Source organism: Streptomyces venezuelae, from assembly GCF_008642375.1.
Classification (GTDB): Bacteria; Actinomycetota; Actinomycetes; order Streptomycetales; family Streptomycetaceae; genus Streptomyces; species Streptomyces venezuelae_G.
The window spans coordinates 1,466,563-1,478,213 of sequence record NZ_CP029194.1 but is presented as its reverse complement, the minus strand read 5'-3'; the positions used below and the strand labels follow the sequence as shown (position 1 = coordinate 1,478,213).

Below are 11,651 nucleotides of genomic sequence, written 5' to 3'. Positions count from 1 at the left end.
CGTGTTCTGGGCGCACCCCGTCCGACGCCGACACAATGTGGCCTTCGCGGACCACTATTGATGAGATGTCACACGCCCCTGCCGGCGGCACGGACGGTCCGCGGCTGGCGGTGACGGAACGTGGTGACAGAACACAGCGCATCTCGGGGGACACATGGTTCACATTGAGCGTCCACGACGCGTCGTTCAGTCCGGTGGCACCGAATCGCCCGGTCAGCAGCGCAAAACCGGGACGTCCCGACGCCTCACCACCGGCCCGGCGGCCCGCCCGGCCGCCACGCCCGGCGGACGGGGCACGCCGCGCGAGCTGTACGACCGCCGGTCCGACGGACTGCGAGGGGCCGTCGGACGGCTCGACGCCGGTCTCGACGACGCCGCCCGCGGACAGTTGGCCGACTGGGCCCGCGAGGAGTACGCCGGTGTCCACGGTGACGTACCCCTTGGATTCGTCGCCCGCTGCTTCCTCGGCCCGCCCTACGTCGACCACGTTCTCAACCTCTTCCACGTGATCGTCCAGCACTTCTCGCCGGCCGAGCAGATGCCCGAACCCTTCGCCAAGGCACGCATGCTGGCGCGCTCGGACGGCTACGCCTACATCGAGATCTACGACAGCGGACTGATCCTCCCCGTCCTCACCGACGGCACCGTCGTACGCCCCTGACCGGGCTCTCCACCGCACACGTACCACCGCACAGGCCCGAGCCCGCCCATCCCGAACGGAGAAAGACGCAATGGTCGACGTGGACATCGCCCTGCACAACAGGGTGCGAGAGGTCGGCAACCTCGTGGCCCGGCTCAGCGAACAGGTGGGATCGGTGTCCGGCCAGGTCCACTCCGTCGAGGCCAGGCAGCAGCAGACCACCAGTGAACTTCAGCAGTTGCGCGCCGACTTCCAGGCCTTCATGCAGCAGTCCCAGCTCATCGCCAACGTACAGCGGGCCGAGACCCGGATCGGCGTCCTCCAGGACGAGCTCGACCACGAGTTCGGCCACCACAAGTCGGTGCGGCGCACAGCGGTCGGCATGCTCCAGGCCTTCGACGTCGGCATCGTCTCCGAGGACAGCATCCACACGGTCAGCGACCAGCTGATGCTGCAGACCCCCCGCTACTGGCTCGCGCCCGCCCTGGTAGCGCTCGCCACCTGGTCCTCCGACGAACGGGAGCTGTGCGAACGCGCCGTCGATGAGGCGTTCCGCCGCTCCCCAGACCGTACGTCCCTGTTCTTCGCGCTCGTCCTGCGTCGGCAGAACAGGCGGCAGCCGGCCGTCCGCTGGCTCAGGCACTACCTCCTCGCACAGGACCCGACCCGGCTGGGCCGCGAGTTCGCGGTCATCCTGGAGTCCATCGCGCAGGGCGCCTTCGGCCCCGAGGGGCGCGCGATGCTCGACCGGACCCTGCGCGAGTGGCGCGAGGTGCTGATGGCGGACATCGAAACTCAGGCCCGCCAGGTCCAGCGCTGGCGCGACGAGATCGAGTCTCTGCGCGCGCCCTCGGCCAAGGCAGAGTTCCCCAGGCTTTCGGTGGTCTCCCCGCAGTGGCCCGCGCTCGACGCCGTCCTGTCCGCGGCCCGCACCCAACAGCACCTGCTCGACAAGTACCAGGCGATCCTGGAGCGCGAACCGGAACCCTCCGGGCGGCTCGAGGACACCGTCGACGACATTCTCGACCGGCTCGTCTCGGAGTACGACAACGACGAGCTGCCGATCCGTCGCGATCTCGCCTTCCACAGGAAGGTCGTCGAGCACAACGGCGACCTCGACTCGGCCCGGAAGGAGTCCGACGCCGACTCAGCCTCGTACGAGGAGACCCTGGACTACCTGACGGTGCAGAGCGCCGCCGCGCTCAGCCCCGCCGCCATCGGCACGTCCGGAGCCACCCAGCGGATGGCCATCGCCGCCTGCCACGAGTGGTTCTTCCAGGCGCACACCGGATTCACCCGCGACGCGCGCGGCGCCGTCCCGCAGGACGTGCGGGCGGTGTTCGGCACGGCGCACACCGTCGGTGCGCAGACCTTCCAGCTTCCCTCGTGGCAGGGCTCCTTCACCCAGCCACTGGCCGACAACGAGGCCTCGCTCGCCCGTCACTGGGACCAGCACATGAGGCCGTTCATCGACTCGCTCGCCTTCCCGATGGTGAGGAAGCTGCTGCCACCCGTGCTGGTGGTGCTCGGCATCCTGGTCCTCATCGGCCAGATCGACCTGGGCATCGCGTTCGTGGCCGCCCTGATCACCGGCGGCATCTGGGGCCTGGTCATCCACAAGGGGGCCAAAGCCGCGCAGAGCCACCAGGACAACGCCCGCAGGCTTCTGGAGCAGGCCAAGCTCGACTCGCTGCACCAGCTCCGGGGAGCGGCCGCCGAACTGACGGACTGGTACGAGAAGTACCGGGCGGCCGACGCCGTCGAGGCCACGTGCCGAGTGCTCATCACCTCACTCGCCACAGCCAACCACGCCGTCTCGCCCTTCGAGGGCCGTACCGTACTCAAGGAGGACCACCAGTGAGCACCCCGCCCGTCCCGCGGCAGCCCGCCACCTCGCCGGGGCAGTCGGCCGTGCCCCCGCAGTACACGGCCCCACAGCAGCCTGCCGCGGCCCCGCACCAGCCTTCTGCCGGCATGCAGCCCTCGGCGGTCCCGCAGCCCTCGGTCCCGCCGACCGTCCGCAGACCCGTCGCCGACTCGCCGTGGGCCTCCCACCGCCCCGCGGGTACCGAGCGCGCGACCAGCCGACTGCGCCGAGTCGTCGAAGGTCTGCCCGACTGGGAGCCGCTGCCCCCCGGTGAGATGCTGGTCCGCCGCCCCGGCAGCGACCGATGAGCGGGTTCTGGGGGCACGGAGGCCCGTACGAGGAGTGGGTGGAGTCCCTGCGCCGCTGGGCCGGGTTCGAGCCCGTGGACCTGGCACGGCTGCCCACGATCACGGCGGAGGCGTACGACGGCGCCACCGTGGCCCGCCTCACCACGCACATCACCGCGGCCCTGAACACTCGGCTGCAGGCCTGGGCCGACATGCTCGTACGGGCTGTGGACGCGGCCACCGACGAGTTCTCGGCCGGCCGCGAGCTGGCCCAGGCCCGTACCGGGCTGCGGTCCATCCGGGACCTGGCCGACCACCACGGGCTGCCCGAGCGGCTGCGCGAGCGGCTGACCGAGCTGGTGGACCGGCAGATCCCCGAGCTCCAGGCACAGCTGGAGCGGCTCCTGGAGGAGGCGGCCCGCGAGGAACCCGAGGCCCGCTGGATCGAGGAGCGCCGCCGCACGCTGCGCGACAACGCCCTGACCGCCGTCCTGGCCGAGCCGCCCGCGACCGCGCCGCACCCCGGGGGCGCGGACGCCTGGTCCTACGACCCGGCGGCGGCACCCCGTCGGCGGGTCCTGCGGGACTGACCCCGCTCCTCACGTTCTGTCCCCTTCCCGAGCGCCGAAGGTCCACGATGTCGAACTACTCCGATTGCCTGCAGCACCTCGACAGCTATATCTCCGCGCGCGTGCCGGTCATCGGCATGCGCACCATCGAGCAGGAGCGAGCCCTGCGGCTGCTCAGGGAAGCCGCCACCCAGCCGCGCCGCAGCAGCCTGCCCTTCTGGATCTACACCAGGGCCACGGGCCTGCGGGACCTGCGCACCAACACGACGGTCATCGACGACCGTTCGCTGACCGGCGCGATGGACTTCGCCGCCGCCCAGTTCACCAGCCGGGCCAACGCCACCGTCGTCTTCGTGGACCCTGCCGACCTCGAGACGGACACCCCGGTCGCCCGGCACATGTCCGAGCTCGCCCGGCTGGCCGGCAACAACATGGGCAGCATCGTCGTCATCACCGACAGCCCCGTCTGGAGCGGTCTGCAGCGGCTCGGCATGAGCCTGCACCTCGACCTGCCCCACCCGGAGGAGACGTACGAGACCCTCAGGGCCTTCCTCTCCGACCACGAGGGGATCATTCCGATCCGATGGGACGAGAGCGACACGCGCCGCGCCGCCGAGTTCCTGCGCGGGGTCACCGAGGCGGAGGCGGTCAACCTGATGGCCACCGTGGCCGCCAAGGGCGTCATCGGGAAGGAGGACGTGCTGGGGCTCGCCCAGGCGAAGGATCGGATCTTCAGCGATCTGACCGGCCTGGAGCGCGTCCAGCTGAAGGCCGAGGACTACACCGTCGGCGGTCTGGCGAGCCTGCGCGAGTGGCTCCGGCGCAAGAACAGGCTGATGCACGAGGACCTGCGCGACACGAAGCTGCGGCCGCCCCGAGGCGTGCTGCTCGTGGGTGTGCCGGGCTGCGGCAAGTCGCTGTCCGCCAAGGCGATCGCCCACGAGTGGCAGCTGCCGCTCTACCGGCTCGACATGGGCAGCATCCACGGCAAGTACCTGGGCGAGTCAGAGGGCCGCTTTCGGGAGGCGCTGGGCATGGCCGACCGGGTCGCCCCCTGCATCCTGTGGATCGACGAGATCGAGAAGGGGTTGGCCGGCCGCGACGACGGTTCGGGCGTGCCGCAACGGATCATCGGCCAGTTCCTCTTCTGGCTCCAGGAGTCGGACTCCCGCGCGTTCGTGGTCGCCACCGCGAACGACGTCCGCAGCCTGCCGCCCGAACTGCTGCGCAAGGGCCGGTTCGACGAGCTGTTCTTCGTCGACCTGCCTGACTCCCAGGACCGCAGGGAGATCATCGAGCTGTACTACGGCCTCTATCTGAAGCAGCGGCCCGAGCCCGAGCAGCTGGACCGGCTGGTCGACCTGTCCGAGGGTTTCGCGGGCTCTGACATCGCCGCGGCCCTGCACGACGTGGGCGCGGAGGCGCACCTGAGCGGCGGCGTGGAGAACCTGAAGCCCTCGTTCATCCTGGACACCTTCGCCAACACCGTCCCGCTGAGCAGGGTCAACCCGGAGCAGATCGAGGAGATTCGGGCGTGGGGACGGGAAAGGGCCGTCCCGGCCGGCCGGTCGGCGATGGCGGCGGCGACACCGGGCGCCGCCGGGCCGCGGCGCATCGTCTTCATGGAGGACTGAGGGCCGGCACGAGGGGCGGTTGTCCGCCCGACTTTCGAGCCGGGCGGACAACGGTCAGACCTGCCAACTTCTGCAGTACTGCGACTGGCGGGGCACACCGCTCGGCGCCCCGGCGCCCGGCTTCGCCGAGGTGCCGGCGCCGGACGCGAGCGCGCACTACACCGGCCTGATGAAACGCTTGTACGGGCTGGTCGCCCGGGTCGGACTGCTCGGCAGCAGGCTGCGCGGCGGCTCCGAGCGCTCGGTGGGTATCCGGATCCGGCTGGACGGATGGCCGGATGACTGGGCAATCCGACGCCCGAGTGTCGGGGGCGGGCTCGGGAGGGGGCCGAAGGCCTGACGGCTGATAGAGCGTCATATCGACCGGGAGTTCACACGGGCCATACGCCGCTTCCGGGCGGTCGGCCGGTGTACTTGAGGGACACATGGCGGCCTGCCTCAGAGGGGGCGGGCGGTGGAAGACACAGCACTGAGCCACGGAGGACGATGTGTCGGAGCAGGATGATGCCACCGCGCAGCCGGGTATTGCGCCCACGGCTCGTCGCACCGCGGGAACCATGTTCGCCGCCCTCTACGGCGAAATGATCCCGCACTCCTGCCACGATCCTGAGTCCGAGCACGACGCCTACCAGTTGTTCCACCAGCGATCGCTTGCCATGGGCTGGCTCGACGACCGGGCGAGCGCTGTGGAAGGGGGCGCCCTTGAGAGGCGCAAGGTCGTCGCGCCGGGGCTGTGGGCCATGAACGACGCCGGATGGAGCCACCCCTTCGCCGCTTCCGAGTCGAACCTGATCGCGTGGTTCCAGGTCGAGGCCGGCGCGGTGGCGGATGACAGGCCGCTCCCTGTGCAGCCGTTCTTGCGCTGCGCCGAGGACACGGCAGCACGGGTCGGCACAGTGCGCCTTTCTTCGGTGCAGGTCCTCCTGCCGGTTCAGGGGATCGACGCCTCGTCACGCCCGCCCTCTGCGATCGTGCCGTCCCTGCAGTCGATCGACTGGTTCGGAGAGCGCGACCCACGATCGCGGACATCGGTGAGGATCCGCATCGACAGCGGCCGAGCCCCGTCGATTCCCTCGGTCGCGCAGCAGCTCGCCCGCCACCTCGGCCGCTTGGACCAGGACGTCTTCGTGTGCGGGGCTGACGACCTCGCCGACCCGGACAACGTACCGGCGCCGCTGTTCGACGACAGTTTCTGGAACGGCCCGCCCCTGCACGGCAGGACACTGCCCGGTGAACTCGCGGAGTGGTCGTGTGATGCGGTCGGGTGGCTGGCCGAGGCCGTCGCCGACTCCGCCGCTCACCTCGGTGTCCACACGCCACTGCTGCTCACGGTCACACGGACCTGATCGCCGGACAGCTCCTTCGACCAAGGCCGGGTCGGGGCAGGCGTGGCTGTCGCCGACGGGGCGCTTCCTTGCGCTCGGGCGGTCGCGGCAGCGTCCGAGCGTGCGGTCATCGGGCCCGGCCCGGCCCGGTCCGGCCCGGTTCCCTTCCCCATGACCTGCCTCTGCGTCCCGTTACCCGGACCGCTCCCGGCAGGGGGTCTCGTGGGGAGTGGCTCGTGCGAGGAGGGCGTCGACGAACGTGGCGAGGGTCTCGGGGTAGATGTCCCGGGCGGCCAGTGCGGCCCAGCGGGTGCCGATGGCGGCCAGGTGGGGGAGCCGGGAGTGGTCCAGGTCGTCGCGGTAGGCGAAGGGGCGGCCCTCGGCCTGGCGGCGGGCGGAGTGGGCGCGGACGAGGACCTCGCCGACCGTGAAGAACCAGATGCTGCGGAAGACGTCGACGCTCTGGTCGGGGGTGCATCCGTGGTCGCCGGCTCCGGCCACGACGTCCTCGACCATCCACATCGCCGATTCGTCGAGGAGGCCGACGAAGCCGTCGGCCGAGAGGACCTCCGCCGCCCAGGGCCAGGCCGTGAGGGCGTCGCGCATCGCGGTGGCGGCCGTGATGATCCGGTCCCGTGGGGAGCCGGGCGGCCCGGGGCGCTCGATCTGCCCGATGTGGTGATTGAGCAGGTGGAGCAGCAGATCGTCCTTGTTCCGGATGTGGTGGTACAAGGTCGTCGCCCCGACGCCGACCTCGGTCGCCAGGCGGCGGATCGTGAGCTTCTCCCAGCCGTCCTCGTCGATGAGCCGACGGGCCGTCGCCAGGATCTGCGCACGGGAGGTCAGGGGCGGCCGGCCGGTGCGGCCGTGCGGAGCGGGCGTGCGGGACATCGCTCCATCATGCCGTCCCCGCTCCCTCCGTCTCTGAACGGGTGCTCGGAACGCGTGTTCAGGTGGGCTGCCCCGTGTTACTTTCGGAACATGTTCGCAAAGTTAAGAGGCCGTTCTGGCAAGGGCGTTGAACCGCGGCGCGACGAGGCCGACGAGGCCGACGACGCCGAGGTGCTGCGCCCCTTCCTGCCGCGCTTCGCGGCCGTGGTGATCCTCCAAGTCGTCGGCGCCCTCGCGGGACTGCTGCCGTTGCTCGCGGTCGTCGAGGTGGGCCGGTCCCTGCTGGCGCCCGGACCGGTCGATCGCGAGCACGTCCGGGGCGCCGTGATCGTGGGTGCCGTCGGCATGCTCGTCCGGCTGGTCTTCACCTCCGCTTCGTCCGGAGTCGGGCATCTCCTCGACAGTCAGGTGCAACTGACGCTGCGTCGGCGCCTGGCCGCGCGCCTGGGGCGCGTGCCGATCGGCTGGTTCTCGCGGCGCCGGACCGGCGAGCTGGCGAAGGTGGTGGGGGAGGACGTCAGCGCGGTGCATCCGTTCATCGCCCACACCCCCGGCGAGCTCGTCTCCGCCTTCGTGGTGCCGCTGGCGTCGCTGGTCTACCTGTTCGCCGTCGACTGGCGCATGACCCTGATCACCCTGATACCGGTGGTCCTCGCGATGGCCCTGGTCCCCCTGATGATGACCCCGGCCCGGCTGCGCGAACAGGAGGAGTTCGACGTCGGCATGGGGCGGATCGCGAGCTCGGTCGTCGAGTTCGTGCTCGGCATCTCGGTGGTCAAGGCCTTCGGCGGAGGCGAGCGCGTCCATCGTGCGTTCCTCAGGGCCGTCGACGACTTCGTCGGCAGCTTCCTCCGGATGGTGCGCGGGCTCGCCGGGATCGCCGCCGCGATGCAGGTGGCGCTATCGCCGCCGTTCGTGCTGCTGGTCGTACTGATCGGAGGTGCGGCACTCGTCACCACCGGTGAGCTGCCCGCGGTCGACCTGCTTCCCTTCCTGCTGCTCGGACTGGGCCTGACCGCCCCCGTGGCGGCGCTCGGCCACGGCTTCGACGACATGCAGGCCGCCCGGCGCGCGGTCGGCCGGATCCGGGACGTGCTCGCCGTGCAGCCCCTGCCGGAGCCCCCGCACCCCACCGCGCCCCAGGGACACCGGGTGGAACTGCGGGACGTCCGCTTCGGCTACGAAGCCGGCCACGAGGTGCTGCGCGGGATCGATCTCGTCCTCGAACCGGGGACGGTCACCGCGCTCGTCGGGCCGTCGGGCAGCGGAAAGTCCACGCTGGTGCGGCTGTTGCCGCGGTTCTTCGACCCGACCCACGGTTCGGTGACCCTCGGCGGCGTCGATCTGCGCGAGATCGACAGTCAGGAGCTCTACCGGAAGGTCTCCTTCGTCTTCCAGGACGTCCGGCTGCTGCGCACGTCGGTCGCGGACAACATCGCCCTCGCGGTGCCGCACGCCGACTTCGACGACGTCGTACGCGCCGCCCGGCTGGCGCACATCCACGATCGGATCCTCCGACTCCCCCGCGGATACGCGTCGGTGATCGGTGAGGACGCCGGCCTCTCGGGGGGCGAGGCACAGCGGATCTCCCTCGCCCGAGCACTGCTCGCCGACGCGCCCGTACTCGTACTCGACGAGGCGACGGCCTTCGCCGACCCGCAGACCGAGCAGGCGGTGCGCCGCGCGCTCGCGACGCTGGAGGGGAACCGGACGACCCTGGTCATCGCCCACCGCCTGGAGACCATCGCCGAGGCCGACACCGTCGTGATGCTGGACGGCGGCTCGGTCGTCGAGCGCGGAAGTCCGGCCGAACTACTGGCACTCAATGGCGAGTTCGCCGCCCTCTGGCAAGCCAGACGATCGGCCGCCGCCGATCGGACCGAAGCCCACGGAGGCGTACCGCGAGGAGGTCGGTCCCGATGATCCGCACGCTGCTGCGCGTGCTCGGGCACGAGTACGGCGGGCCGGTGCGCCGCACCGTGGCCCTGATGACGGCGACCGCCCTCGTCGAGGGGCTGTCCTACGCGCTGCTGGTCCCCGTGCTGCGGGCGCTGTTCGGGAGCACACCCGAGGACGCCTGGCCGTGGCTGTACGCGTTCGGCGGCGCCGTCGCCGGCTACGCGCTGCTGCGCTACGTCAGCGACCGTTCCGGATTCCTGGCCGGATCCACGCTGCTGCGCGGCACGTACCACCGTCTCGGCGACCATCTGGCCCGACTGCCCATCGGCTGGTACGAAGGCGGTCGCCTCGGGGAGGTGTCCGTCCTCGCCAGCCGCGGCGTCCTGCAGGCGATGGCCGTGATCGCACACCTGCTGGCACCGTTCATCTCCGCCTGCGTGACCCCTCTGGCGATCGTCGTCGTCATGTCGGCCTTCAACTGGCAGATGGGTCTGGCCGCGTCGGCCGCCGTGCCGATCGTGGCGGCGATCCAGCTGCGGGCGGGACGCTCCATGGCTGCCACGGACCGGGAGCGGCACGAACGCGACCACCAGGCCACCGGGCGAGTCATCGAGTACCTCCAGGCCCAGCCGGTGCTGCGTGCCGGCGGCCGGACCGCCGAACGCTTCCAGGTGCTCGACGACTCGCTGCGCGACGTCGAGCGCGCCTCCCGCCGCACCGCGCTGTCGGCACTGCCCGGTGTGGTGGGTCTGGCGTTCGCGGTGCAGACGATGTTCACCGTCGTGCTGGCCCTCGGCGCCTCTCTGGCCCTGGGTGGGAACATCGGCGCGGCCGAGCTCCTGGCGCTCCTGGTGCTGGCCGCCCGCTGCGCGGATCCGCTGCTTTCGCTCTCGGACATCGGCGGCCAGCTCCGCGGCGCGCGGTACGAACTGACGCGACTCGACGAGGTGCTGCGTACCGAACCGCTTCCGGAGCCGGTCGATCCGGTCCAACCGGTGCTCCATGACCTGGAGTTCGAGTCCGTCGCCTTCCGGCACGGCGGCCGCACGGTGATCGACGGCCTGTCGTTGTCCGTTCCGCAAGGGCAGCGCCTGGCCGTGGTCGGGCCGTCGGGTGCCGGCAAGAGCACCCTGCTGCAGTTGGCGGCGCGGTTCCACGACGTGGACGGCGGTGCGGTGCGCCTGGGAGGGGTGGACGTCCGCGCGATCGACTCGGACGTCCTGATGGGGCAGTTCGCCATCGTCTTCCAGGACGTCCATCTCTTCGACGGCACGATCGAGGAGAACGTCCGTCTCGGCCGCCCCGACGCCGACGAGGCCGACGTCCGGGCGGCGGCGACGGCGGCGCGACTGGACGAGGTGATCCAGCGCCTGCCCGGCGGATGGTCGGCACACGTCGGCGAGGGCGGCGCGCGGCTGTCGGGCGGCGAGCGCCAGCGCGTCTCCATCGCGCGGGCTCTGCTGAAGGACGCGCCCGTCGTGCTGCTGGACGAGGTGACCTCCGCGCTCGATCCGGTGAACGAGGCGGCCGTCCACGAGGGCATCGAGCGGCTCATGGCGGGCCGGACGGTCGTGATGGTCGCGCACCGGATGCGGACCGTCCGGCGGGCCGACCGCGTCGTCTTCCTGGACGGCGGCCGGATCGTGGAGGAAGGCAGCCACGACGCACTGCTGAGCCAGGGCGGCCGCTACGCCGAATTCTGGGACGTCTCCCTGACGCCGACGGCGAGCGAATGAGCCGGCGTCACGTCCGCAGGCGGCTGCGGCTGCGGGAGGTGTGAGGCGGTCAGTTCGTCGACGAGCCGGGCGAACTCGGCGCGTTCACGGCCGGTCAGCGCGGCGTAGAGGGGTGCCTGCAGTTCGTCGGTGAGCCGTTCGGCCCGTCGCCACCGCGGAACCTCGTGCGCGGCGGCGGGGTCCGGCCGCTCCCAGCCGTAGTGGGCCGCCTGTTCCACACCGAGGTTGACGACCATGGCCGTGCGCGCGCTCAGTCCGCACACGCGTACCGCCGCCAGGTGGCACGCGCCGCGGTGTTCCCGCAGGACGTGGACGCGCTGCATGGCCGCGCCGACCGCGTCGTCCCCGGGGCAGGGCTGAGCGCGCCAGCCGGCGAACAGGGGCAGCGCGTCTCCGTCCGCGGCCTCGATCAGCCGGCGGGCCAGGTGGTCGAAGCGCTCCACGTCGACATCGGCGGGGATGTGGGCGCGGCCCCACTGCCGTACGGCCGCTGCGTAGCACGCGGCGGCCTCCGCCGCCGGCATCACGGCGCGTCCCGCCCGCCAGCCCGCGGTGACCAGGCCGGGGCCGAGGAATCCCTGGACGGACTGCACCACCTCCTCCCGCGCTTCGCCGAGCACTCCGAACCGGCCCCGGCAGTAGAAGGCGCGCCCCGGAGGGAAGCCGGCACGGAGGCCCACGGCCGCGGTCGCGGCGTCGGACATGAACTCGTCGCCGAAGTCGTGGAGGGGGCGGGCGACGCTGGTGACGCAGTCGATGATCTCCATGCGCTGAAGGTCGCCCATCGCGACCCGGCAGGTCAA

At 71.4% G+C, this 11,651-nt stretch carries 10 protein-coding genes; 8 read left to right on the top strand and 2 right to left on the bottom strand.

Annotated features, from left to right (window positions below; translation table 11 throughout):
- Window positions 1-154: 154 nt before the first annotated feature.
- The 6 genes from DEJ46_RS06540 (at window position 155) to DEJ46_RS06515 (ending at window position 6,343) form a co-directional block, all read left to right on the top strand.
- Window positions 155-661 carry a hypothetical protein gene (locus DEJ46_RS06540; RefSeq protein WP_150264609.1) on the top strand — a complete coding sequence of 169 codons (507 nt, stop codon included), beginning with the start codon at window positions 155-157 and terminating at the stop codon, window positions 659-661.
- Window positions 662-731: 70 nt separating this feature from the next.
- Entirely contained in the window at window positions 732-2,501 is a 1,770-nt protein-coding gene (locus tag DEJ46_RS06535; protein WP_150264608.1) for a hypothetical protein, read from the top strand.
- Window positions 2,498-2,815 (top strand): hypothetical protein, encoded by a 318-nt coding sequence (locus tag DEJ46_RS06530; protein ID WP_150264607.1) that lies wholly within the window; start codon window positions 2,498-2,500, stop codon window positions 2,813-2,815. The genes DEJ46_RS06535 and DEJ46_RS06530 overlap by 4 nt, the downstream gene beginning before the upstream one ends.
- Complete coding sequence (locus DEJ46_RS06525; RefSeq protein ID WP_150264606.1) at window positions 2,812-3,384, top strand: hypothetical protein; 573 nt, start codon at window positions 2,812-2,814, stop codon at window positions 3,382-3,384. Before DEJ46_RS06530 ends, DEJ46_RS06525 begins: the two co-directional genes overlap by 4 nt.
- Window positions 3,385-3,431: 47 nt before the next feature.
- The gene (locus DEJ46_RS06520; protein WP_150264605.1) at window positions 3,432-4,997 is read left to right on the top strand and encodes an AAA family ATPase; all 1,566 of its coding nucleotides are present in this window, start codon (window positions 3,432-3,434) and stop codon (window positions 4,995-4,997) included.
- 488 nt (window positions 4,998-5,485) lie between these two features.
- Complete coding sequence (locus tag DEJ46_RS06515) at window positions 5,486-6,343, top strand: hypothetical protein (RefSeq protein ID WP_223834542.1); 858 nt, start codon at window positions 5,486-5,488, stop codon at window positions 6,341-6,343.
- Between the two features lie 171 nt (window positions 6,344-6,514).
- Here DEJ46_RS06515 and DEJ46_RS06510 read toward each other — a convergent pair whose 3' ends face one another.
- Window positions 6,515-7,213, bottom strand: a complete 699-nt coding sequence (locus tag DEJ46_RS06510; RefSeq protein ID WP_150264604.1) for a TetR/AcrR family transcriptional regulator — start codon at window positions 7,211-7,213, stop codon at window positions 6,515-6,517.
- Between the two features lie 90 nt (window positions 7,214-7,303).
- On the opposite strand from DEJ46_RS06510, the gene DEJ46_RS06505 reads away from it, so the two are divergent.
- Window positions 7,304-9,136: an ABC transporter ATP-binding protein gene (locus DEJ46_RS06505; RefSeq protein WP_150264603.1), complete on the top strand. Its 1,833-nt coding sequence runs from the start codon at window positions 7,304-7,306 to the stop codon at window positions 9,134-9,136.
- Window positions 9,133-10,848 (top strand): ABC transporter ATP-binding protein, encoded by a 1,716-nt coding sequence (locus tag DEJ46_RS06500; RefSeq protein ID WP_150264602.1) that lies wholly within the window; start codon window positions 9,133-9,135, stop codon window positions 10,846-10,848. The genes DEJ46_RS06505 and DEJ46_RS06500 overlap by 4 nt, the downstream gene beginning before the upstream one ends.
- On the opposite strand, the gene DEJ46_RS06495 is transcribed toward DEJ46_RS06500, so the two are convergent.
- Window positions 10,800-11,651, bottom strand: a complete 852-nt coding sequence (locus DEJ46_RS06495; protein WP_150264601.1) for an SCO6745 family protein — start codon at window positions 11,649-11,651, stop codon at window positions 10,800-10,802. The genes DEJ46_RS06500 and DEJ46_RS06495 overlap by 49 nt on opposite strands.

What these genes read in the sequence shown, in the direction of transcription:
- DEJ46_RS06535 (WP_150264608.1), top strand. Translation starts at nt 732, where the DNA reads ATGGTCGACGTGGACATCGCCCTGCACAACAGGGTGCGAGAGGTCGGC.
- DEJ46_RS06525 (WP_150264606.1), top strand. Translation starts at nt 2,812, where the DNA reads ATGAGCGGGTTCTGGGGGCACGGAGGCCCGTACGAGGAGTGGGTGGAG.
- DEJ46_RS06520 (WP_150264605.1), top strand. Translation starts at nt 3,432, where the DNA reads ATGTCGAACTACTCCGATTGCCTGCAGCACCTCGACAGCTATATCTCC.
- DEJ46_RS06510 (WP_150264604.1), bottom strand. Translation starts at nt 7,213, where the DNA reads ATGTCCCGCACGCCCGCTCCGCACGGCCGCACCGGCCGGCCGCCCCTG.
- DEJ46_RS06540 (WP_150264609.1), top strand. Translation starts at nt 155, where the DNA reads ATGGTTCACATTGAGCGTCCACGACGCGTCGTTCAGTCCGGTGGCACC.
- DEJ46_RS06500 (WP_150264602.1), top strand. Translation starts at nt 9,133, where the DNA reads ATGATCCGCACGCTGCTGCGCGTGCTCGGGCACGAGTACGGCGGGCCG.
- DEJ46_RS06505 (WP_150264603.1), top strand. Translation starts at nt 7,304, where the DNA reads ATGTTCGCAAAGTTAAGAGGCCGTTCTGGCAAGGGCGTTGAACCGCGG.